The organism is Sorangium sp. So ce367 (assembly GCF_051520455.1).
Taxonomy (GTDB): domain Bacteria; phylum Myxococcota_A; class Polyangia; order Polyangiales; family Polyangiaceae; genus Sorangium; species Sorangium cellulosum_B.
On sequence record NZ_CP150334.1, the window covers coordinates 9911962 to 9932386 of the forward strand.

At 73.5% G+C, this 20425-nt stretch carries 19 protein-coding genes; 8 read left to right on the forward strand and 11 right to left on the reverse strand.

Translation table 11 applies throughout. The features are described from left to right. The first annotated feature begins 137 nt into the window (after positions 1-137). The 4 genes from WME97_RS37555 to WME97_RS37570 all read left to right on the forward strand — a co-directional run bounded on the left by WME97_RS37555 (position 138) and on the right by WME97_RS37570 (position 4906). The gene (locus WME97_RS37555) at positions 138-1127 is read left to right on the forward strand and encodes a helical backbone metal receptor (RefSeq protein ID WP_437544905.1); all 990 of its coding nucleotides are present in this window, start codon (positions 138-140) and stop codon (positions 1125-1127) included. Between the two features lie 104 nt (positions 1128-1231). Continuing rightward, positions 1232-1498, forward strand: coding sequence for an acyl carrier protein (locus tag WME97_RS37560; RefSeq protein WP_012239660.1), 267 nt, complete (start codon positions 1232-1234; stop codon positions 1496-1498). Beyond that, the gene (locus WME97_RS37565) at positions 1495-3300 is read left to right on the forward strand and encodes a fatty acyl-AMP ligase (protein ID WP_437544906.1); all 1806 of its coding nucleotides are present in this window, start codon (positions 1495-1497) and stop codon (positions 3298-3300) included. Before WME97_RS37560 ends, WME97_RS37565 begins: the two co-directional genes overlap by 4 nt. A gap of 208 nt (positions 3301-3508) precedes the next feature. Continuing rightward, positions 3509-4906 (forward strand): MFS transporter, encoded by a 1398-nt coding sequence (locus WME97_RS37570; protein ID WP_437544907.1) that lies wholly within the window; start codon positions 3509-3511, stop codon positions 4904-4906. Positions 4907-4966: 60 nt separating this feature from the next. Here the strand turns inward: WME97_RS37570 and WME97_RS37575 are convergent, their stop codons facing one another. The 7 genes from WME97_RS37575 to WME97_RS37605 all read right to left on the reverse strand — a co-directional run bounded on the left by WME97_RS37575 (position 4967) and on the right by WME97_RS37605 (position 10952). Further along, the gene (locus WME97_RS37575; RefSeq protein ID WP_437544908.1) at positions 4967-5572 is read right to left on the reverse strand and encodes an HAD family hydrolase; all 606 of its coding nucleotides are present in this window, start codon (positions 5570-5572) and stop codon (positions 4967-4969) included. Positions 5573-5906: 334 nt separating this feature from the next. Beyond that, the gene (locus WME97_RS37580) at positions 5907-6497 is read right to left on the reverse strand and encodes a Uma2 family endonuclease (protein ID WP_437544909.1); all 591 of its coding nucleotides are present in this window, start codon (positions 6495-6497) and stop codon (positions 5907-5909) included. Between the two features lie 109 nt (positions 6498-6606). After that, entirely contained in the window at positions 6607-7914 is a 1308-nt protein-coding gene (locus WME97_RS37585; RefSeq protein ID WP_437544910.1) for a hypothetical protein, read from the reverse strand. Then, positions 7911-8828 (reverse strand): hypothetical protein, encoded by a 918-nt coding sequence (locus WME97_RS37590; RefSeq protein ID WP_437544911.1) that lies wholly within the window; start codon positions 8826-8828, stop codon positions 7911-7913. The genes WME97_RS37585 and WME97_RS37590 overlap by 4 nt, the downstream gene beginning before the upstream one ends. After that, positions 8825-9658 (reverse strand): hypothetical protein, encoded by an 834-nt coding sequence (locus tag WME97_RS37595; protein ID WP_437544912.1) that lies wholly within the window; start codon positions 9656-9658, stop codon positions 8825-8827. Before WME97_RS37595 ends, WME97_RS37590 begins: the two co-directional genes overlap by 4 nt. Then, entirely contained in the window at positions 9633-10442 is an 810-nt protein-coding gene (locus WME97_RS37600; RefSeq protein WP_012239668.1) for a ParA family protein, read from the reverse strand. Before WME97_RS37600 ends, WME97_RS37595 begins: the two co-directional genes overlap by 26 nt. Positions 10443-10535: 93 nt before the next feature. Continuing rightward, positions 10536-10952 (reverse strand): hypothetical protein, encoded by a 417-nt coding sequence (locus WME97_RS37605; RefSeq protein WP_044966617.1) that lies wholly within the window; start codon positions 10950-10952, stop codon positions 10536-10538. A gap of 198 nt (positions 10953-11150) precedes the next feature. On the opposite strand from WME97_RS37605, the gene WME97_RS37610 reads away from it, so the two are divergent. From WME97_RS37610 to WME97_RS37625, 4 genes are all read left to right on the forward strand, one after another. Beyond that, a complete protein-coding gene (locus tag WME97_RS37610; RefSeq protein WP_437544913.1) occupies positions 11151-13760 on the forward strand; it encodes a TonB family protein in 2610 nt (869 codons plus the stop codon). Further along, a complete protein-coding gene (locus WME97_RS37615) occupies positions 13757-14494 on the forward strand; it encodes a hypothetical protein (protein ID WP_437544914.1) in 738 nt (245 codons plus the stop codon). Before WME97_RS37610 ends, WME97_RS37615 begins: the two co-directional genes overlap by 4 nt. Then, on the forward strand, positions 14491-14949 hold the full coding sequence (locus WME97_RS37620; RefSeq protein WP_437544915.1) for a hypothetical protein: 459 nt from the start codon (positions 14491-14493) through the stop codon (positions 14947-14949). Before WME97_RS37615 ends, WME97_RS37620 begins: the two co-directional genes overlap by 4 nt. A 133-nt stretch (positions 14950-15082) precedes the next feature. Next, positions 15083-16012 (forward strand): hypothetical protein, encoded by a 930-nt coding sequence (locus tag WME97_RS37625; RefSeq protein WP_437544916.1) that lies wholly within the window; start codon positions 15083-15085, stop codon positions 16010-16012. Between the two features lie 45 nt (positions 16013-16057). Here the strand turns inward: WME97_RS37625 and WME97_RS37630 are convergent, their stop codons facing one another. The 4 genes from WME97_RS37630 to WME97_RS37645 form a co-directional block, all read right to left on the reverse strand. Next, positions 16058-16798: a DUF4215 domain-containing protein gene (locus tag WME97_RS37630; RefSeq protein WP_437544917.1), complete on the reverse strand. Its 741-nt coding sequence runs from the start codon at positions 16796-16798 to the stop codon at positions 16058-16060. Positions 16799-16904: 106 nt separating this feature from the next. Next, complete coding sequence (locus tag WME97_RS37635; protein ID WP_437544918.1) at positions 16905-18107, reverse strand: hypothetical protein; 1203 nt, start codon at positions 18105-18107, stop codon at positions 16905-16907. Next, positions 18104-19597: a FecR domain-containing protein gene (locus tag WME97_RS37640; protein WP_437544919.1), complete on the reverse strand. Its 1494-nt coding sequence runs from the start codon at positions 19595-19597 to the stop codon at positions 18104-18106. Before WME97_RS37640 ends, WME97_RS37635 begins: the two co-directional genes overlap by 4 nt. Continuing rightward, a complete protein-coding gene (locus WME97_RS37645; protein WP_437544920.1) occupies positions 19590-20234 on the reverse strand; it encodes an RNA polymerase sigma factor in 645 nt (214 codons plus the stop codon). Before WME97_RS37645 ends, WME97_RS37640 begins: the two co-directional genes overlap by 8 nt. Between the last annotated feature and the right edge of the window lie 191 nt (positions 20235-20425).

Consider the following 20425-nt stretch of genomic DNA (forward strand, 5'->3'; position numbering starts at 1 on the left):
GGGCGGGCCAACTAAGTGGACGCGGCGCTGTTCAGGCCCCGGGGCGCGCAGCTCAGGCGCGGCGCGGTCCACGTCAGTTCACGTCAGTCCACGTCAGTTCACGTGCAGCGCGCGCGGCGGCGGGCTACATCCGGCGCATGGCGTTCAGCGCAGGCTGGGGAGCGGCCTTTGCCGGGTCGTTCATCCGCATCGTCGACGACCGGGGGCGCAAGCACGAGTGGCGCTCCCCTCCGCGGCGCATCGTCTCGCTCGTGCCGAGCGACACCTACTCGCTCCTCCGGCTCGGCGCCCGGGATCGGCTCGTCGGCCGCACCCGCTACTGCGTCGCGCCCGCCGAGGACGTCGAGGGCATCGAGCTCGTCGGCGGCACGAAGGACGCCGACGTCGACCGCATCGCTGCCCTCGAGCCCGACGTCGTCGTCGCGAACCAGGAGGAGAACAGCAAGCGCGACATCGAGCGCCTCGACGCCGCGGGGCTCCGGGTGCTCGTCTCGTTCCCGAAGCGGGTCGCCGACGGCGTGGCGCACCTCGCCCGGCTGGCGCGCCTGCTCGGGCACGCCGCGGCGAAGCCCGGCGCGCCCGCACCCCCGGCCGAGGGCGCCCCGGGCCAGCCGCCGCCGGCCGCAGCGCGCGAGCTGGTCGCGGCCGCCTACCGCGCCCACGCCGCGGCCGAGGCGCGGCGCCGCGAGCGCCCGCCGATCCGCGCCTTCGTCCCGATCTGGATGGACCCGCTGATGACCGTCCACGGCGACACGTTCCTCTCCGACGTGCTCGATCTCGTGGGCGCGCAGAACGTCTTCGAGGATCGGCCCCGGCGCTACCCGCTCGCGGCCGACCTGGGCAAGGCGCCGCCGCTGCCCCCCGAGCGCGTCGAGGGCCGCGACCTCCGCTACCCCCGCGTGACCCTCGACGAGGTGATCGCCCGCGCCCCGGAGCTCGTCCTGCTGCCCGATGAGCCGCACGCCTTCAGCGACGCCGACGCGGCAATATTTCGCTCCCTCGACATCCCCGCTGCCCGCCGTGGCCACGTGATCAGGTGCGACGGCAAGGACCTCATGTGGTACGGCGCGCGGGCGCTCGAGGGGCTCAGTCGGCTGCGCGAGATCGTCGACGCCGCCCGTCCCTGATGCACGCGCCAGCGTCGGGGCAGGGGGCGCGACGCCGAATTCCCGCGTCCTTGCGGCCGAGCAAGCCCCTCCTCGCCACGCCGCAGTTGGGGTAGGAACGTAGGATGACGTGGACACGGGAGACGTTGCGGGCAGAGATCATCCAGCTCCTGGAAGGACACACGGCCGGCGAGGTAAAGATCGAGGAGTCGAGCCACCTCGTCGCCGACCTCAGCCTCGACTCGCTGGGAGTGATGGAGATCGTCGCGGATATGGAGGATAAGTTCGACCTCTCGATCCCCGACGACATGTTGCGCGAGGTCGACACGGTCGCCGACGTCGTGAAGGCCATCGAGCTCCGGCTCAAGAACGAAGGAAGGCTCTCGGGATGACGGCTGTTTGGAAACCGCGGACGGTCGCGCAGGCGATCGAGGACGCAGCGGCGAGCACGAAGACGGGCTATCGCTTCATCGAGGAGTCCAGCGAGAACGAGCCGTTCTTCACGCACGGGGGCATCGAGCGGGCCAGCGCGCGCTTCGGCGGCGCGCTCCAGGCGCTCGGGCTCCAGAAGGGCGATCGCGTCGCGTTGATCCTGCCGGACAACGCCGACTTCATCTTCGCCTTCCTGGGCGCGATCCGCGCGGGCGTCATCCCGGTGCCCATCTACCCGCCGACCGGCCTCGGCAAGCTGACCGGCTACCTCGAGAACACGCTGCACATCGTCGCGAAGAGCGGCGCCAAGGTCCTGCTCACGAGCGCCGAGATCAAGCGGATGCTCGGCACGATCCAGGCGCAGGCGCCGGGGCTCGAGCAGATCGTGGCGGTGGAGGGCCTCCGGGGCGCCCGCGAGGAGCTCAAGCCCGTCAAGGTCGAGCTCGACGACGTGTGCTTCCTCCAGTTCACGAGCGGCTCGACGTCGCGCCCGAAGGGCGTGGTGCTCACGCACGCGAACCTGGCGGCGAACGTGCGGGCGATCGTGGATCTCGGCCTGGCGGTGCGCGGGTCGGTCGACACGGGCGTGTCGTGGCTGCCGCTCTACCACGACATGGGGCTCATCGGCTTCGTGATCGCCCCGCTCTACTACGTCAACACGATCACGTTCCTGCCGCCGCTCCTGTTCCTGAAGCGCCCGGTGCGCTGGCTGGAGACGATCACGCGCCACCGGGGCAACGTGTCGTTCGGCCCGAACTTCGCCTATGCGCTCTGCGTGAAGCGGATCCGAGAGCAGGAGATGGCGGGGCTCGATCTCTCGACGTGGCGGGTCGCCGGGTGCGGCGCCGAGCCGATCCGGGCCGACAACCTGCGCGCGTTCGCCGAGAAATTCGCGCCGGTCGGCTTCGACGAGAAGGCGTTCGTCTGCTCGTACGGGATGGCCGAGAGCACGCTGGCGGTGTCGTTCAGCGCGCTCGGGGCCGGGCTGCAGATCGACGCGGTGGACGGCGAGACGCTCTGGAAGGAGGGCAAGGCGACGCCCGTCCCGGCCGACAGCGAGGGCGCCTCGTCGCTCGTGCAGTGCGGGTCGGCGTTCGAGGGGCACGAGATCGCGGCCTTCGCGTCGGACGACGCGGAGAGCGCCCGCCCGCTCGGCGATCGCGAGGTCGGCGAGCTCCGGCTGCGGGGCCCGAGCGTGATGCCCGGCTATTTCAACGATCCGGATCTCACGAAGGAGGCGTTCGCGGGCGGCTGGCTGCGGACCGGCGATCTCGGGTACCTCGCGGAGGGCAAGGTCTATATCTGCGGGCGCTCGAAGGAGGTCATCATCGTCAACGGGCGCAACTACTACCCGCAGGATCTCGAGTGGGAGGCGAGCCGCGTCTCCGGGGTCCGCAAGGGCAACGTGATCGCGTTCGGGACGATGAAGCCGCACAACGACCGCGAGCGCGTGGTCATCGTCTTCGAGACCCCGGCGTCGGACGAGCAGGAGAAGCAGGCGCTGAAGGGCGAGGTGCGCCGCGTCGTCCAGCAGGCCATGGGGCTCACCGTCGATGACGTGGTGGCGGTCGGATCGGGCATCCTGCCGAAGACCTCGAGCGGGAAGCTCCAGCGGAGCAAGACGCGGGAGCTCTACGAGAACGGGGAGCTCTTGATCCGCAGCTCGTCACGCGAAGGGGACCGGCTGGACGCGGCGAAGGAGTTCGCCAAGAGCCAGATCAACTTCTTCCGCCACGCGATCTTCCGCGGGCGCGGGGGATGATCCTGGAGGGGGCTCGGAAGGGCCCCCTGGAGATCTCCGGGTCTGCCTTACGGCAGCTGACCGCGGCTCTCGCTGGTAGCTCTCAGGACAGCAACACGTCACTGCACGCGCTTCGACCTCACGGACGGAGTTCGAGCGAGCGGGCGCGCGGGGGAAGCGCGAAGGCATGGCCGCTCGCGCGGGGGGCCATTATCGTCGAAGGGCGTCCATGCCCGTGTGGCTCAATCAGCTGCTGCCGATCGTGCTCCTGCTCGCGGCCATCGCGGTCGTCATGCGGCGGCTGCCGAAGATCGATCTCGGGCACTCGGAGGAGTTCCGGCGCCGACGGTTCTTCAACTGGTTTCCGCTCGGGCTCACGTACGCCTTCCTCTACATGGGGCGGTACAACCTCTCCGCCAACGCGCCGGAGCTCGACGCGCTGCACCTCGTCAGCAAGCACGAGTTCGGGAACATCGACGGCTGGGGCTCGGCCGTTTATGGGGTCGCCTTCCTGCTGAACGGGCCGCTCACCGACCGCTGGGGCGGGCGCGCCACCATCCTGATCGCCGCGGGCGGATCCGCGCTCATGAACGTCCTGCTGGGCGTGGCCGTCCGCCTCGCCCAGGAAGGGCGGCTCGACCACGGCGCCGCCATCACCGCGATGACGGTGCTCTTCTCCGCCAACATGTACTTCCAGAGCTTCGGCGCCGTATCCATCGTCAAGGTCAACGCGCCCTGGTTCCACGTCCGCGAGCGCGGGATGCTCGGCGGCGTCTTTGGTATCCTGATCTCGCTCGGGCTCTACTTCGCCTACGACTGGAGTCGATTCATCGCCAAGCACCTGCCGATGCCGTGGGTGTTCCACGTCCCCGCCCTGCTGCTGCTCGGTTTTCTGGCGCTCGATGTCTTTCTCATCCGCGATACGCCGGGCCAGGCGGGGTTCCGGGACTTCGACACAGCCGACGCGTCCTCGGGCGACACCAGCGAGCGCCTGGGGGCGATCGCGGTCGCACGGCGCATGTTCTCGCAGCGGGTCATCTGGATCATCGTCGCCATCGAGTTCTGCAGCGGCTTCCTCCGCAACGCCGTCATGAAGTGGTACCTCATCTTCGCCGACAAGACCGGGCTCGCGGGCTTCGTGTCGGCGCACTGGGGCGTGCTCCTCTGCATCGCCGGCATCCTGGGCGGCGTGTTCGCCGGCTTCATCTCCGATCATGTCTTCGATTCGCGCCGGGGCCCGGTGGCCTCGGTGCTGTATGCGGGCCTCGTGCTCGGCGCGGTCGTCGTCCTCTTCACGCTGAGCTTCCCCATCGCCGGGTGGACCGTCGTGTTCATGTCCCTCTGCGTGATCGGCGTCCACGGCATGCTGTCCGGGACCGCGAGCATGGATTTCGGCGGGAGGAAGAACGCCGGCGTCGCGACTGGCATCATCGACGGCTTCGTCTACCTGGGCACCGCGGCGCAATCGTTCCTTTACGCGAGCATCCTGCCCTCGGGCGACGCGGCGAAGCACCCGGGGAACTGGATGCCATGGCCCGCGGCCATGCTCCCGGTCGCGCTCGTCGGCTTCGCGCTGGCGACGCGGGTGTGGAACGCGCGGCCCGAGCGGCGCGCGGCGGCGCACTGACGCGCGGCCTCCACGCGAGCCAGGCGAGGTATCCCCCCCCGCCGGCCCTCTCCGCCCCGCTCACCCACGCTCGGCCGCGAGCGCCCGGGGATCGACGAAGACCCACGGCATGCCCGCCGCCTGCGCGGACTGGATCCCCAGCACGGCATCCTCGAAGACCAGGCACCGCGCGGGCTCGACGCCCAGGCGCCTCGCCGCCTCGAGGAACGGGTCGGGCGCCGGCTTGGGCCGCGCGTAATCCTCCGCCGCGACGACCTCGTCGATGTACCCGCGGAGGCCCAGGAACTCGAGCGTCTGTTCCACCGACGCCCGTGGGCTCCCCGAGACGACGGCGCGCTTCACGCCCGGAGGAGCGTCGCGCAGCGCGGCGACGACCTCAGGCACGCCTCGCACCGTCGGTATCAGGCGGTGGTACGCCGCTTCCTTCGCCGCGAAGACCTCGGCCACCGGCATCCGCAGCCCGTACTTCGCGTTCAGGCGCTCGACGATCCGGTCGGTCGGCATACCCGCCCAGCCGTAGAAATCTTCGCCGGAGAACTCGCACCCATGCGGGGCGAGCGCCTCGAGCCAGGCCTGATAATGGAGCGGCATGGAGTCCGCGATCGTCCCGTCGCAATCAAAGAGATAAGCTGCAAACGAGCCTGAGGGGAACACAAGTCCTGGCATAGGCCGCACCTCATAGCACATCGGCAGGCCTCCCGCCCGTGCACCGGCCATCCCGAAGAGCTCGCGGCTCAAAACCTCATGCTTCGCTTTGCCCGCGGGCGAAGACCGCCTCGGGCTTTGCGTGATCAAGAGCGGCAATCATCTCTATCGTATTCGCATTGCCGTGAGCTCGGCGCCGAGCCAGCCGGAAACGAGCCTCGCCGGGCACCACGAAGCGCTCCGGCGGTCGGACCGGGTAGGCGCCAGTGACGCGCCCTCCGTCCGCAGCCCGATCCACGCACCGCCGTACTTCCGGTCCGCACAGCACGGTCGAGCCGAGCCGCCGGGCCTCCGCTCACCCCGCCTCTCCCGCTGATTCCTCGAAGACGCCCCGGTACACCTCGTCGAGCGGAAGACGGCACCCGATCGACGACAGCTCCGCGACGCCGCTCTCCCGCACGTCGTGGAGCGTCCAGGTGCCATCGTCATTGCGGCGCAACACCTCGACGCGCCGCCTCTGGTACGAGACGAGCACGTACTCGCGCAGCGAGGAGACGGCCTGGTAATGGGCGAACTTATCGCCACGGTCGTAGGCCTCGGTGTTCGGCGATAACACTTCCACCAACACGACTGGGTTCAGAATGCTGTTCTCGTCCTGAGGATCGCGCTCCAGCCCCCCGCACACCACGCTGACGTCCGGGTACGTCGCGAGCCCTGTCGCCGGTATACGCACCCGTACATCGGAGTTGTACACACGGCAGCGTCGCTCGAGCAGCTGGCTGCGGAGCACGCTGGCCACGTTGACCGCCATGAGCCCATGCTCCGGCGTGCCCCCGGCCATCGCGAAGATCTCGCCGTTCACATGTTCGTGCTTCGCCTCGCTCGCCTGCTCGCGGGCGAGGTACTCGGCGAACGTGAACGTCAGCTTTCGCGCGGGCTCGGCCATGGTCGACCTCGTTCCTCGTAGTCTAACGCGCTGTCACGCGGCGAGCGAGCCGCCCTTCCCGCCGGCTCGGACGACGACGCGCCAGCGACAGCGGAGGGAGCGGCCGCCTTCACCACCTGTCCTCGACCGCCTCCACCCGCACCTCGCACGCGCCATCCCCCCTGAGCGGTGACTTCGTCTCTTGCACGCGGAACCGCGTCCCCATCTTGAACAGCCCACCGTAGGTCTCGGCGTCGATCGGCCGCACCGTCCCGAAATCGACGCGGTGCAGGAGCTGCATGATGGCCAGCGCCGTCCCCTGCTGGAACAGGAGCCGCGCCCGCGCCGTGGACCCGTGCTTCATGGCGTAATACGCGCTCTCGTGCGTGATCGGCGCCCGCAGCACGAGCGCCCGGCCCGGCTGGAACTCCGGCGCGGAGAACGCCCCCCAGCCGAGCGCGCGGGCGAGCCCGAGCAGCTGCTCCAGGCGCTCGTGCTGGTCCCTGCCCACCGGACCACACGCCGCCTCGAACGACGAGGACGAGAGCATCCCCCCGAGCAGGTGGAACGCGCCCGTCTGCGCCGCCTCCCGCACGAGCGCCTCGAACACAGGGACCAGCTCGGGAGACCGCCGCTCGATGAGGTGCACCGTGTCGAACGTCTTCTGATCGATGTACCCCACCGGCAAGAGCGCCACGTTCACCCCGTACGCCGAGATGAGCCCGCGCTCGTCGGACCGCAGCGCCCCGATCTCCTCGAGCATCGCACCCTCGACGCGCTGCGCCCGCGAGAGAGGCCCGCCCTCGGGCTCCCAGCGCACCCGCGCCGCCTCGATCTGCTTGCGCGTCAGCGCCTCGCCGAAGCGCGGCCGCTCCGACCGCCGCGTCAGCAGGAAGGTGCAGGCCGCGTCGCCCCGCGCGACGCACGTCACCTCGTCGGCGTCGAGCCGCCCCCAGTCGGACGGGAACGCGAGGCTCGCCGCGGCCGCGCAGTAGCCCGAGGCGAACGCGTCCACCGCCAGCCGGTTCTGGATCCGACCGCCGTACTTCGCGAGGAAGCTCGTCCCGTGGAAGAGCGAGTCCGCGTGCACCGCGCCGCCCTCTGCGCTCACCTCGAACCGCAGACGCCCCTGCCCCATCGCGGCGAACAGCTCGCCCGCGAGCTCGAGCTTCTCCCGCGGCGACGCCCCGTGGCGGTCCTCGTACAGCGGCCCGAGCAGCGCGTGCGCCGCCTCGAACGCCGCCTGCCGGCGCACGCCGCGGCTCTCCCCGCCGAGCGCGTCGAAGATCGTCTGCTCCAGGAAGAGCGCGAAGTGGTGGGAGTGCGCGATCACCAGCTGATCGGCCACGTGGAGCAGCCCGTGGGGGACGATCGGTCCGACCAGATCGCCGAGCGGGCCGTCGATGCGGCCCCGCAGGCCGTGCCGGAGCGCCGTCACAGGAGCCTCCGCAGCGCGGCGCGCTCCAGGCCGAGGATGTCCGCGACCGCCGTCTCGACGAGCACCATCGCCTCCGCGCCGAGCCCGTCAGGGTGCTCGAGCGCGAGCGGCGTCAGCCCGGCGCGCAGGGCGAGCCGGAGCCGCGCCACGTGAGGCTCGGGCGCGCGCGCCTCGAGCAGCGCGAGCAGCCGCTGGATCCGCGTGACCTCGGCCGACGGCGGATCGACGGGCGGCGGCGTCCCGCTGGTCCGGCGCGACGGGATGCTGGACGAGCCCCTCGGCGGCGCCGAGCGCGCGACGCCCCGCACGAGATCGTCCACCGTGTCCGCGCTGAGCGGCTCCTCGAAGAGCCCCGACGGGTCGCTCAGCATCTCCTCGGGCGGCTCCTCGAGCGGCAGCTCGGGCGCGAGCGTCGCGGCGAGCCGCTGCGCCACGAGCCGCGCCATGCCGAGCGGCATCGTGCCGTCGAACAGGCTCGCGACGACGCACGCGCGGACGCGGCGCAGCAGGACGGTCCGGCCGCTCAGCTCCAGCGTGACCACGGGGTCCGGGAGCTCGTCCGCGCGGCCCTGCGAGCGCGGCGGCTTGCTCGACGACCGCGCGCCGCGGCTGCGGGCGGGGCGGATCGAGCCCTCCCGCTCCGGGACGAGCCGCTGCGCGGCGAGCTGGCTCCCGAGGTACGCGTCGCGCAGCCCCGCGGCCACGTCGCTCGGAGACAGGGCCGCGCCCTCGCGGACGAACACGGCGTGGACGCGCGCGTCGCCGAGGTGGAACACGACGATGGCGTCGAGGCCGCCGACGCCGTAGCCGATGCCGTCGAGCGCGATCGGCGCGAGCGGGTCGTCGTCGTCCAGCGCGCCCGCGCCGGCCGCGAGGCCACGACCGAACGAGGGCTCGCCGTGCTCCGCGCTCAACCGACGACCCCGACCGCGGCGTCGATCGCGTGACGGCACGCGATCCGGACGGCGTGCGCCTCGCGCGGCGTGAGCGGGCCCGGGCGCATCAGGCCGACGATGTACGCGGCGGAGCGCACCTGGAACCCGATGAGCTGGAAGAACGGCCCGTCGCCGACGCAGAGCTCGAAGCGCTGCGACGGGGCGCCGGGCAGCGCAGCGACGAGCGAGCCGATCGCCGACGCGATGAGGCCCGAGGCGGCGAGCCTCGCCTCCGTGTCGCGGATCGCGCCGGCGAACGGGAGCCCGGCCGCGTCCGCGAGGAACACGTCCGTGGCGCCCGTCGCCTCGGCGATCCACTCGATCACCCGCTCGCAGCGCGCGACCGGCCCGCCCGCCGCGGCGAGGTCCGGGAAGCGCGGCGCGCGGCCCGCCGAGAGCGCCTCGATGGCGCCGTCGAGCCGCTCCTCGAGGGGCTCGCGCGCCGCCGCGAACGAGGGCGGCGAGCCCAGGGGCCGCAGGTCGAGCGGCGAGCCGCGCCGCGAGTCGACGTCGTCGGCCGACGAGGGCAGCGCGCCCCGGAGCCCGAGCTCGCCGCCCACGCCCGCGCTCGACAGGGGCAGGAGATCGCTCGAGGGCGCGAGCTCCTCGAACGACGGCGAGAGCGGCGACGAGGACATCGGCTCCGGCTCCGCCCGCGAGGACGGCGGCCGGGACTCGAACGACACGAGCGGCTCGGCCGCGGGCGCGACCGACGCCGCCCGAGGCCTCCGCGACTTCGACCGCTTGACCAGCGCCGCCGCGGTGACGACGGCGCCGTCGACATCAAAGGAGGAGCGAGATCGGGCCATCGTCATCGTCCGGCGAGGTGGGGTCCAGGCGAACCAGCACGTCGTTCGCGAGCTGATCGAAGACGCGCGCGAGCGGCGGAGGGCGCTTCTGCATGAGCAGGAGCGGCGCCCCGCGGAGAGACGCTTCGAGGAACGCCTCGTCGCGCGGGATGACCGTGTCGAGGATGATCCCGTCGGGGAACTTCGTCCAGAGCGTCTCGGCGACGTCGAGCGACGCGGACGCCTGCCGGTCGAACATCGACAGCACCATGCCGAGCAGCGACAGCTGCGGGTTCTTCTCGGCGCGGACGCGATCGATCACCGCGAGCAGCTGGCCGATCGAGCGGAGCGCGAGCGGCTCGGCCTGGAGCGGCAGGAGCGCGTGGGTCGCCACCTCGAGCGCCCGCGTCGTGACCTTGCCGAGCCCGGCGGGGCAATCGACGACCACGATGTCGAAGTCCGGCGAGAGCCGCGCGAGCACGCTCGGGAGCACGGGCCCGCGGGCGAGCGCGTCCTCGAAGCCCGCGACGGTCGTTGGATCGACCCGGCCGACGGTGAGCACCTGGAGCTCTGGCTCGCGCGTCCGGAGCAGCACCGACTCGAGCCGCTCGGCGCCCGTGAGCAGCTCCGCGACGCCCGGCCGCGCGCGATCGGCGAGGCCCAGCGACAGCCCGAGGCTCCCCTGCGCGTCGAGCTCCAGGATCAACGCGCGGTTGCCCGCGCGCCCGAGGGCAAGCCCGAGGTTGAGGGAAATCGTGGTCTTTCCGACGCCGCCCTTCTGGCTCGCGACCGCGATGACGTGCATGGACTCCCTGACGGCGCGCTGTCATGGCGCCCGGGGGCCATCCTACCAGGACGGGTGCGGCTGAGAACTAGTCCCGTCCCCGACGAGCGCGAACTAGAGCAGCGAGATCCGCTTCATCAGCGTGCCGCACAGATCGCTCTGGGGGTTGCGCTCGCGCTCGATCTTGAGGCCCGCGCGGAAGATCTTGTCGGCGCTCTCGACGTTGCCGAGCACGACGTGGCAGAGCCCGAGGAGCTCGTGGTCGCCGGGATCGCCGTGGATCGACACGAGCTCGGTCAGCGCGGGGACCGCGGCGCGATGGGCGTCGATCATCGCCTCGGTCGGCGTCGACGGGACGCCCTTGGCGAGGATCATGAGCCGCAGCACCTGGCGCTGATCCTCGGGGCGCTGCTTGAGGAACTCCGGCTTCTGGAAGAGGTCGCGGTATCCCTTGTAGGCCGCGTCGAGGTCGCCACCGCGCGCGAGGGCGACGATGGTCTTGACCGCCTGGACGAGCGTCTCATTCGGCATGACGAGACGATACACGGCCCCGCGCCCCGCGGCGAGACCGCCGCTGCACCGGCGCGACGTGTCGCCGAGGAGCCGAGGAGCCGAGGAGGCGCGCGGACGTCGCGCGCTTCCGTCACCGTCGTCTGCGCGCGCCGCGCGGCGGTGCGGCGCTTGCGGCGCCGCTGTGCGGCGTGGTAGTCGCGTTGAGCTCGGTTGCTCATGCGCTGGCCGTCCTTCCTCTGCTGCCTCTCCGCGGCCGCCCTCGCCGCGCCGCTGGCGCTCGGGCAGCCTGAGGCGCGGCCCGAAGCGCCCGTGGCGCCGCAGATCCTCGAGCACGTGGATCCGGAGTACCCGCCCGAGCGGCTCGCGGAGGGCATCGACACGACGGTCACGCTGTTCGTCACGGTCGAGAAGGACGGCACGGTCAGCGACGCGGTCGTGGCCGAGTCCGGAGGCGCGGCGTTCGATGACGCGGCCATGAAGGCCGTGCGGCGGTGGCGTTTCTCGCCGGCCATGCGCGGCGGCGCGCCGCTGCGGGCGCGGATCCGCGTGCCGTTCCACTTCGCGCCCGGCCCCCACGAGCAGGAGCCCGCGCCGGCGCCGGCCGAGCCCGCGCCGCCCGCGTCCGCGCCGGCGCCGCCGCCGAAGGCCCCGCCGGCGCCGGTGGAGGAGTTCGCCGGCGGCGTCGCCGGCCCACACGCCGTCGCCGAGCCCGGCAAGCCGATCGAGATCCACGTGCAGGGCCGGCCGAACCCGCCGCGGCGCGCGTCGAGCGACTTCCGGATCGGCCGCGCGGCGCTGTCCGCCGCGCCCCACGCGACCGCCGCCGACCTGCTCCGCACCGCGCCCGGCGTCCACATCGCGCACCCCGAGGGAGACGCGGTCGCGCAGCGCATCTTCCTGCGCGGCTTCGAGGCCGAGCACGGCCAGGACATCGAGCTCCGGGTCGGGCCGATCCCGCTGAACCAGCGCTCGCACGTGCACGGCCAGGGCTACGCCGACCTCGGCGTGATCATCCCGGAGGTGGTGCGGTCGCTGCGCGTCGTCGAGGGCGTCTACGATCCGCAGCAGGGCGACTTCGCGATCGCGGGCAGCGCGTACTTCGACCTCGGCGTCGAGGAGCGCGGGCTCCTGCTGAAGGGCACGCTCGGCTCGTTCGGCACCCGGCGGCTGCTCGCGATCTGGGCCCCGGAGGCGCAGTCCGAGGACACGTTCGGGGCCGCGGCGGTGCGCGCCACCGACGGCTTCGGCGACGGCACGCGCGGGGCGGTCTCGGGCGGCGCGATCGGCCAGTACCGCGTGCCGCTGCCGGACGAGTACTCGGCGCTGCTCCACGTGGCGGCGCACGGCGCCCGCGCGAACCTCGCGGGCGTGCTCCGGCGGGACGACATCGAGGCGGGGCGCGTCGACTTCCACGACGCCTACCCCGACGTCTCGGCGCGCTCGCAGTCGGCCGCGGCGACCCGGCTCCAGCTCGCGCTCCTCGTCGAGCGGGCGGACGACGACGGCTCCCGGAAGAGCGCGTGGCTCTGGACGATGGCGTCCGGGTACCGGAGCCGGATGAACTTCACCGGCTTCATGCAGCGCTCGCGCGAGCGCCCCGCGTGGACCGGCCGCGGCGACCTCTTCGAGCAGTCGAACCACGACGCCGCGCTCGGCGGGGGCTTCACCTACAGCACGCCCGAGGCCCCGGTCACCTCCTGGCTCACAGGCCAGGCCGCGCTCGGCGCCGAGGTGCAGACCGACTGGATCGATCAGGCGCAGAACCTCGTCCAGCAACCCCAGAACGAGACGTGGGATCGGCGCATCGACGCCTCGATCCAGCTGACCGGGATCGGCGTGCACGGCGACGTGCTGCTCGAGCCGGTGCGCTGGGCGCGCCTGCGCGGCGGCCTCCGCGCCGATCTGCTCGTGTTCGACGTGGACGACCGCCTCGGCAACTTCATCCCGGCGGCCCAGAAGGAGACGCACATCGTGGGGTTCCGGCGCACGGCGGCGGGCGTGGCCTTCGGCCCGCGGGCGACGCTGGAGGTCGATCCGCTGCCCCGGCTGCGCCTCTCCGCGTCCTACGGCCACGGCTACCGCTCGCCGCAGGCGCTGTGGCTCGAGGACGGGGAGAACGCGCCGTTCACGGCCGTGAGGAGCTACGAGGTCGGCGCGACGTTCCGCCCCGGCGGGGGCCTCAGCGCGACCGCGGCCGCTTACGAGACGCGCCTCTCCGAGGACGTCGAGGCCGACCCGACCGAGGGCGGGAGGATGCGCCTCATCGGGCCGACGACCCGCCGCGGGGTCGTCCTCTATTTTCAGGCCGCGCCGAGCCCCCTGCTGGTCTCGACCGTCAGCGCGACGTTCACCCACGCCACGAAGGACGCGCCGCCCGCGCCGACGCCCGAGGACCCGAGCCCGTCGTACGTCCCGGGGGAGCCGCTGCCGTTCGTGCCGCCCGTGGTGGTGCGCGCGGACCTCTCGCTCCGGCGGGAGCTCGTCGCGATCGGCGGCGCGCCCGTCGAGGGGCGGCTCGGCTACGGCGCGACGTTCCTCTCGCCGCAGCCGCTGCCGAGGGCGCAGCGCGCCGCGCCGGTCTTCGTGATGGACGCGTCCCTCGCCTTCCGGCGGCGCCTTGGCGCGGGGGGCGGCGACGCGCCGTCTCGGCCCTGGATCGAGGTCGGGGTCGAGGCGCAGAACCTGCTCGACGCCGAGTACGCCGACGCCGAGTACTCGTTCGTCTCCAGCTGGCCGACCACGCCGGTCCCGTCGCGGCTGCCGGCGCGGCACATCAGCGCCGGGCCGCCGCTGACGATCCTCGGCAACGTGACGCTCTCCCTATGAACGACCGCCTGGCAGCGCCGAGCGCCCTCCTCCTGCTCCTCGCGGCGCCCGCGATCGGCTGCGCCGACACGAGCCAGCCCGAGGTCTCCTACGACGCGATCGCCGAGGCCGCGCCTCCCGGCGCGATCGCCGCGCGCGCGTGGACGGTCGAGCTAGAGGAGGCGACGATCGCCTTCGGGCCTGTGTACTTTTGCTCCGCGTCCGGCGGTGCGGCGACGCTCTGCGACGCCGCCGTCGCCGAGATGATCTCGATCGCGCGCGTCGACCTGCTCGATCCCGCCCCCCAGCCGCTCGGCCGGGTCCACGGGTTCGAGGGGCGGATCCAGAGCGCGTCGTTCGATTACGGCGTCCACTGGTTCCTGACCGAGGCGAAGCCCACGCCGGCGCCCGAGGCCCCCGGCGGCCACTCCGCTCGCCTGCGCGGGCGCGCGACGCGGGGCGCGCAGGTGCTCGACTTCGTGGCCGAGGTCGACGCCCTCCCACAGAACCCGGGGCAGAACGCCGTGCCGAGCATCGGGCTCGACGCGCGCGTCGGCGCCGAGCCGGTCCGCCTGGTGGTCCGCTTCGACGTGGCCGCGTGGATCGCGCGCGTCGACTTCGACGAGCTGGCCACGGGCGGCGCGGCCGAGGTCGCGATCGCGCCGGGCTCGCAGGCGCACAACGTGCTGGTCAAGGCCATGACCGCGCAGCGCCTGCCGGAGCTCCGCTGGATCGACGCGGCGGTCGCGCCATGAGGCGCCGTCGCGGCGGCGCCGCCGCCGGCCCGGCGCGGGCGCTCCCCCGCGCCGGCTGGGGCGCCCGCTGGCTCGTGGTGCTCGCGTTGCTCGCGCAGCTGTGCGGCCTCTCGCACGCGCTGCTCGTCCGCCACGCGCGCTGCGAGCACGGCGAGCTCGTGCACGTCGCCGCCGCCGCCGCGCTGTACGAGGCCGCGCGCCGCCCGCCCGGAGCGGAGGTCGCCGAGCGCCGCTCGCCCGGAGCGGAGGTCGCCGAGCGTGCCGCGGAGGGCCACCTCGACGACGACCACTGCGATGTGTTCGCCCTGCGCGGCCAGCTCGGCGCGCCCGTGCACCCCGTGGCCGAGGCCACGCTGCTCGAGGTGCTCTGTCCGGCCTCGCTCCGGTCCTCGTCCGAGGTCCGGCCCATCCCGCTGCTGATCCTGGCGCCGAAGAGCTCCCCGCCCGCGGCCTGATCCCCCTCGGCCTCATCACAAGAGACGACGCGGGCGCGGGGCGCGCGACGCAGCGCGGGCCTGTGCTCGCCGGGCGCGCCCGTGCGCGCTCGCTCGGATCACGGCGGATTCCGGACGATTCAGGAGCTCGATCATGCAGAGAATGAGAGAAACAGGGTTCGTGGTGGCGGCCTGCGCGCTCGCGCTCGTCGCCGGGTGCGGCGACGACGGCGCGACGTCGGAGACCGGCACGGTGCAGGTGTTCGTGGAGCCGGAGGACACGATCCCGGAGGGCCTCGAGCCGGGCACGGGAGAGGAGAACATCGCCGACGGCTGGAAGGTCACGTACACGCAGTTCCTCGTGACGGTGGGCAACGTGCGCGCGGGGCGCACGGACGCGGGCGAGACGCTCGTCGACCCCTCGGTGTTCGTCCTCGACCTCAAGAACGCCCCGGCCACGCGGTACGTGATCGCGGAGTTCCAGGACGTGAGCGCGGTGCGCTGGAACCACTTCGGGTTCGACCTCCCGAACGCGCGTGAGGGGGTGAAGACGTTGCCTCCGACCAAGGAGGACGACGTGGCCCTGATGGTGGAGAACGGCTATTCGGTGTTCTTCGAGGGCGTCATCGAGAAGGCGGGCGGCGAGTCGTGCCCGCCGCCCGGGGACACGTGTGTCCCCGCGGAGGAGGTGCGCTTCCGCTGGGGTTTCTCGGCCGGGACGTCGTTCGACGACTGCGCGACCGAGGACGGGATAACGGGCTTCGGCGTGCCGACCAGCGGCACGGTCGCCGTGAAGCCGACCATCCACGGCGATCACTGGTTCTTCGACAACATCACCACCGGCGTGGAGCTGACGAAGCGCTACGCGCAGTACATCGCCGACTGCGACCTCGACGGGGACGGCGAGACGACGATCGAGGAGCTCAAGCAGGTGAGCGCCACCGACGTGTTCGGCGACGAGTACAACATCACCGTGCCCGGGGACCCGATCGAGACGGCGTACGACTACGTCGTCGCGCAGGCGCGCACGCTCGGCGATTTCCAGGGAGACGGCGAGTGCCCGACGCGCAAGGTGCTGCCGTGATCGGCTGAAGGCGGCGGGCCGCGCCGCCCCACGAGGCTCACGGCGCTATGCCGGGCCGATCTGACAATCGCTCGTACACCCGTCGCCGTCAGCCGTGTTGCCGTCGTCGCATTGCTCCCGCGGCGGCTCCACCACGCCGTCGCCGCACACCGCGCCCGCGCTCCCCGCTGCGCGGAGCTGGCAGTCGCTCGAGCAGGCGTCTCCGTCGGCCGTGTTGCCGTCGTCGCATTGCTCCCACTCCGGGTCCACAACGCCGTCTCCGCACACCGCGCCGGCGCTCGCCCCGCCCGCGCCCCCCGCTGCGAGGAGCTGGCAGTCGCTCGAGCAGGCGTCTCCGTCAGCCGTGTTGCCGTCGTCGCATTGCTCCCACTCCGGGTCCACAACGCCGTCTCCGCACACCGCGCCGGCGCTCGCCCCGCCCACGGCGCTCGACCCGCCCACGCCCGCTGCGCGGAGCTGACAGTCGCTCGAGCACGCGTCTCCGTCCGCCGTGTTGCCGTCGTCGCATTGCTCCCACTCCGGGTCCACAACGCCGTCTCCGCACACCGCGCCGGCGCTCGCTCCGCCCACGGCGCTCGCTCCGCCCACGGCGCTCGACCCGCCCACGGCGCTGCCTCCGGACGCGCAGTCCGTCGAGGAGGAGCAACATTCGACACACGCCCCCGTGCTCGAGCTCTCCTCTGGCGAGTCGACCCCTTCGATGAAGCGCACCTCGCACGCGGCCTGCATCAAGAACAGCCCTGCGACGGCGAGCAGCGGACGGCGCGAAAGAAGATGATGACGCATGACTCTCCCTCTCGAAGCGAAGCCGGGATGTGCCTCGCTCTGGTAAGTGGGCGCGAGCTCCTCTCCGTGGCTCACCAAAATCAACGATTCAGAACCATCCGGCGACTCAGAAGCTCACCCGCAGGCCGAGGCTCGGGAGCAGCGCCGGGCGCCCCGTGCGGCCCACCTCCGCACCAGCGATGGTGAAGACAGGCTCTCTTGCGAGCACGAAGACGTCGAGCGCCGCGTGGACGGCGAGGTACGGTAAGACGCGGACGCCGACGCCGCCCCCTGCGGAGACGCCGGCGGTGAGCCAGCTCTGACGCCGGTCGCGATAAGGAGGGTTCGCCCGGCCGGCGACCGTCACATGGTAGACGCCCGCGCCGAGCGAGATCACCGGATGGATCCGCCACGCCTCGGGGCCCGCGGCGTATGCCAGGCCGAGCATGGCCGCGGTCTGCCGCACCGCCACGCGCCCGCCGGGAGCGTCGAGGTTCCTGGCCACGACGGCCGGCACGAGGGTCCCGCGCAGCGAGACGCTCGCCGTCAGATCGTGCCCCACACGGAAGTAGGGCCCGGGGACGATCCCGACGTCGCCGGCGAGCGCCGCGAGCCCCGCCTCGACGTTCAGCCGGCGCTCGTCGGACGTGGGCGCCGTGGGGGCCCGGGGCGCGGCGCTCCCGGGGTCGGGCCGCCCGGGCGCGGCCGACCCGCGCGCCGCCCGGGATCCGCCCGCGGGCGCGGCCGGCCCGCGCGCCGCCGTGGCTCGATCCGCGGGCGCGACCGCCGCTCGCGGCTGCAGGAGCGCCGCGTCGAGCGCGATGGCCTCGCGCCCCGCCGGCGCGGCCGCATCGGCGATCCATTGCGCCACCCGCTCGGGCAGCTCGCGCCGCTGCTCGCCGCTCAGCTCGAGCAGGCTGGCCCGGAGCAGCTCCGCCGACCGCACGGCGAGATCGCTCGCCGCGTTGCTTGTGCCGGGAATGCCGAGCTCCACGCGGCGGACCAGCGTCTCCTTCGTGGCGTGATCCGCGATCCAAGCGTCGGCGACGGCGCCGCCGTCGGTCTCGAGGATGGCGATGGCCGCGAACACGCCGCCCGCGCCCTCGATCTGCGCGCGCCCGTCGACGCCCGGCGCGCCCTCCAGGGAGCGGACCGAGAAGCCCACGGCGCGCAGCTCGCCCTCGAGGCGCACCGTGGCCTCCTCGACGACCTTCCCGGCGTGCGGCGCGCGCACCACGATCACGCCGATCTCCTCCGCGGCGCTCGCCTCCCGGGACACGAAGAGCGCGGCGCACAGCGCAAGGGCAAGCCCGAACCCGCTGCGCCTCATGGGCGGCGGAGGATCTCCGCCGCGGCGGCCGCGAACGCCCCGTGCGGGTGGCGCGCGAGGTACTGCTCGGCGATCGGCCGGGCCGCGCCGTCGCCCTGGGAGGTGCGCAGCACGATCATCTTCCGCCCGAGCGCCTCGGCGGCCAGCGAGCCGGCCGGCGACTCGGCGAGGTACCGTTCGTACCAGTCGATGGCCGTCGCAGGCGAGCCCGCCTCCGCCATGCGACCGAGGAGGAACGCCGCCGAGCGCGCCTCCGGCGAGCCTGGGAAGCGCGAGCGCTCGGCGAGCAGCGCGCGCCGCGCGAGGTCGTTCCGCCCCGTGTAGCGCGCGGCGTCGGCCAGCGCGGCGATCTCCGGCAGCGGGCTCGCGGCGATCGTCGCGTCGATGCCCCGCGCCTCCGCCACCGCGATCGCCCCGGCGAAGTCGCCGCGGGCGACATGCTCGCTGCAGCTCCCCGAGGCGGGCGCAGGCGCCGCGGGCGCACGGACCGCAGCCGAAGCTGGCGCGAGCGCCGCCATCGGATCGGTCGTGACCGTCGCTCCCGCCGCAGCCAGCGCTCCCGCAGTGACCGGCGCTCCCTCCGCGGCCGTCGCTCCCGCCGCAGCCGGCGCTCCCGCCACGGCCGGCGCTCCCGCCGCGGCTGTTGCTCCCGCCCCGGCGGCCTCGCCCGTCGCTGCCGACGCCCCGGCGTCCTCCAGCATGCCCATCTCGGCCGGCGCCCCGGCGTCCTCCAGCACGCCGGACCTCGCCGGCGCGCCGGCTTCGCGCAGCGCGCCTCCTCCTGGCGCGCGCGCGCCGGCGGCGCTCAGGTCCGCGATCGTGAGCTCGCCGCGGACCACGTCCGCGACCAGGCGCTGGCCGCCCTGGAGCGCGACGCCGCCCGCGACGAGCGGGCCGCGGACCACGACCGAGCCGCTCTGCATGGTCAGCTCGAGCCGCTCGCGCTCCCAGCTCAGGTCGAACTCCGTGCCCGTCACCCTGACGGCGAACGGCCCTGCCGCCGCGACCCACTCGGCCTCGGGCAGGTGCGCGACCCGGAAGTGCGCGGCGCCGCCCTCGATGTGGATCTGCGCGCCGCGCGCCGTCACGGCGGCGATGCGCCCGCGCGCCCCCGGGGCGAAGCGGACGGTCGTCCCCTCGCTGAAGCGCGCCGTCGCCCCGCTGGTCCCCCCGCGCACGTAGGTGTCCGCGAGCGCCGCGCCGTCGGCGCGGTCTCCCGGCGCGACCCCGTCGACCTGATACGACAGGCGCGCCGCCGGGCGCAGCGCCCAGAGGCCCAGGATCACGAGCAGCGGCGCCAGCGCCGCCGGCAGGAGCCAGCGCCGCCGCGGCGCGAGCGGCAGCACGGGGCGCTCGACCTCGTCGATCAGCCGCGCGCGGCCGCGGGCGAGCGCGCGGTCCGCCGGCGAGGCCGCCCCCGCCTCGCGCGCCAGCGCCGCGAGCCGCCGCAGGGCGACCTCCGGGGGAACCCCGGGCCTCGGATCAGCCATCGCTCGCCTCCTCCACGGGCTCGACGTACGCCGCGAGGAGCGGATCCCGCTCGGCCATCGCGTGGACGCGCGCGGTCACCTTGGCCAGGTGGCGCTTGGCCGTGGCCAGGGACATCCCACTCGCCTGCGCCGTCTCCGCGAGCTCCAGCCCCTCGATGTGGCGCAGCACGAAGAGGAGCCGCGCCCTGTCGTCCAGCCTGTCGAGCAGCGCGTAGAGCCGCGCGACCGCCTCGCGCGCGCCCTCGTCGACGCCCTCGGCCGGCTCGTCCGGCAGCGCGCCGCTGTCGGTGAGCGAGAACCAGCGCCGGAGCCGCCGGCGCCGCAGCGCCGACCGCGCGACGCGCACGGCGATGCCGAGGAGGAACGGCCGCAGCGCCGCGGGATCCCGCAGGTTCTTCACCTCGCGGAAGAACTGCAGGAACGTCTCCTGGGCGTGGTCCTCGACGTCGCCGCCCGGCCCGAGCACGCGGCGAAGCAGGCCGTGCACCAGGGCGCCGTAGCGGTCCCAGACGACGCCGGCGGCGCCTGGCTGGCCCTCGGCGGCCGCGCGGGCGAGGCCGGCGTCGTCCAGGCCGGCCAGGTGGCTCGGGCGGACGAGGGTGAGCCGAGGGGCGAGGGCTGCGCTGGGCAAGACCACGGGAACTGGACTAGGTGGTCGCGAGGGGGTCCCGGTGGCTCACAAAAGCGACGGGGGCGAAGCGATCGCCGCGCGCACCTCGCGAAGGGCGATCTGGAGCTGTCGACGAGAACGGGACAGGCGGCATCGAGGAGGGAGGCTGACGCCGGAGCGCCGGCGAGAAGGACCGGCCAGGGATCGCGGGGTCGGAG

What these genes read in the sequence shown, in the direction of transcription:
- WME97_RS37555 (WP_437544905.1), top strand. Translation starts at nt 138, where the DNA reads ATGGCGTTCAGCGCAGGCTGGGGAGCGGCCTTTGCCGGGTCGTTCATC.
- WME97_RS37560 (WP_012239660.1), top strand. Translation starts at nt 1,232, where the DNA reads ATGACGTGGACACGGGAGACGTTGCGGGCAGAGATCATCCAGCTCCTG.
- WME97_RS37565 (WP_437544906.1), top strand. Translation starts at nt 1,495, where the DNA reads ATGACGGCTGTTTGGAAACCGCGGACGGTCGCGCAGGCGATCGAGGAC.
- WME97_RS37570 (WP_437544907.1), top strand. Translation starts at nt 3,509, where the DNA reads ATGCCCGTGTGGCTCAATCAGCTGCTGCCGATCGTGCTCCTGCTCGCG.
- WME97_RS37575 (WP_437544908.1), bottom strand. Translation starts at nt 5,572, where the DNA reads ATGCCAGGACTTGTGTTCCCCTCAGGCTCGTTTGCAGCTTATCTCTTT.
- WME97_RS37580 (WP_437544909.1), bottom strand. Translation starts at nt 6,497, where the DNA reads ATGGCCGAGCCCGCGCGAAAGCTGACGTTCACGTTCGCCGAGTACCTC.
- WME97_RS37595 (WP_437544912.1), bottom strand. Translation starts at nt 9,658, where the DNA reads ATGGCCCGATCTCGCTCCTCCTTTGATGTCGACGGCGCCGTCGTCACC.
- WME97_RS37600 (WP_012239668.1), bottom strand. Translation starts at nt 10,442, where the DNA reads ATGCACGTCATCGCGGTCGCGAGCCAGAAGGGCGGCGTCGGAAAGACC.
- WME97_RS37605 (WP_044966617.1), bottom strand. Translation starts at nt 10,952, where the DNA reads ATGCCGAATGAGACGCTCGTCCAGGCGGTCAAGACCATCGTCGCCCTC.
- WME97_RS37610 (WP_437544913.1), top strand. Translation starts at nt 11,151, where the DNA reads ATGCGCTGGCCGTCCTTCCTCTGCTGCCTCTCCGCGGCCGCCCTCGCC.
- WME97_RS37615 (WP_437544914.1), top strand. Translation starts at nt 13,757, where the DNA reads ATGAACGACCGCCTGGCAGCGCCGAGCGCCCTCCTCCTGCTCCTCGCG.
- WME97_RS37620 (WP_437544915.1), top strand. Translation starts at nt 14,491, where the DNA reads ATGAGGCGCCGTCGCGGCGGCGCCGCCGCCGGCCCGGCGCGGGCGCTC.
- WME97_RS37625 (WP_437544916.1), top strand. Translation starts at nt 15,083, where the DNA reads ATGCAGAGAATGAGAGAAACAGGGTTCGTGGTGGCGGCCTGCGCGCTC.
- WME97_RS37630 (WP_437544917.1), bottom strand. Translation starts at nt 16,798, where the DNA reads ATGCGTCATCATCTTCTTTCGCGCCGTCCGCTGCTCGCCGTCGCAGGG.
- WME97_RS37635 (WP_437544918.1), bottom strand. Translation starts at nt 18,107, where the DNA reads ATGAGGCGCAGCGGGTTCGGGCTTGCCCTTGCGCTGTGCGCCGCGCTC.
- WME97_RS37640 (WP_437544919.1), bottom strand. Translation starts at nt 19,597, where the DNA reads ATGGCTGATCCGAGGCCCGGGGTTCCCCCGGAGGTCGCCCTGCGGCGG.